General features: G+C 32.6%; 1 pseudogene. It reads right to left on the minus strand.

Annotated elements, in window-relative coordinates:
* Positions 1 to 861 (minus strand): annotated as a pseudogene (locus BG20_RS04635) (S8 family serine peptidase); the annotation flags it as partial.

Here is an 861-nt window from a genome sequence, read left to right on the forward strand (position 1 = left end):
AATTGTATATTGTTTAGTGTTGTTGTAAATGTCATATGTTTGCTTACCTTTTGATGCGATTGAAGAAGCACTGGATGTTCCATGTCCAACAAAATCGTTCATCACTCCAAAAAATCTACCATTTGGATCTAATGCAGGTAATAAGGTTCCATTAATTGCATTTAATGACTTGTCAATTTTTGCAGTTTTGTTTTGAATTGCACCATAAACATCTACTACTTGAGCACCTATCGTTCCTGCACTATAATCTGCCTTGCCATCTTTATTAGAATCATAGACTAAAAATTCATTTCCACTTCCCAAAACAATTGGTTTCTCATCGGTAAAATCAAAATCATATTTTGGTTTCTGTCCAGATTTTAAATCATATCTTGTATAATCTTCCCAAGATGTACTTAGATCAGGAATTATAGTGTCATAAACTCCTGCAATATTAGAATCTATAACAAGTACTGGCACTAATTGAATTCTAGCATATGGTCCTTCCGTAGCACCCTGATAAATCATACCAAGATGGTAAATTCCACTTTTTGATTTGATGTAATTTCTACTGTCTTTACCTATTTTGATATCAGTGTCTAATGTTCCATTAAATATTGGCGAATTTCCAAATTGTGGGAAAAAAGAATTGTAAACTTGAATTTCTGTTCCTTTTCCACCCTGAGATATATTTAGAAAAACACCGTCTTTTGTTTTGTATACAGATGAAGTAATTCCTGCCGGTAATGGATTTGTATTATTTCGTATAATTCCATCCTTGTCAATAAATGCAAAAAAAGTAGAGTTTGTCAGAATTATTCCTTGTCCATCAGCATCAAGCATTATTGGATGATTCTTTTCATCTCTAGCTAAAGACTCTCG

It is taken from the genome of Candidatus Nitrosarchaeum limnium BG20 (genome assembly GCF_000241145.1).
In the GTDB taxonomy this organism is placed as follows: domain Archaea; phylum Thermoproteota; class Nitrososphaeria; order Nitrososphaerales; family Nitrosopumilaceae; genus Nitrosarchaeum; species Nitrosarchaeum limnae.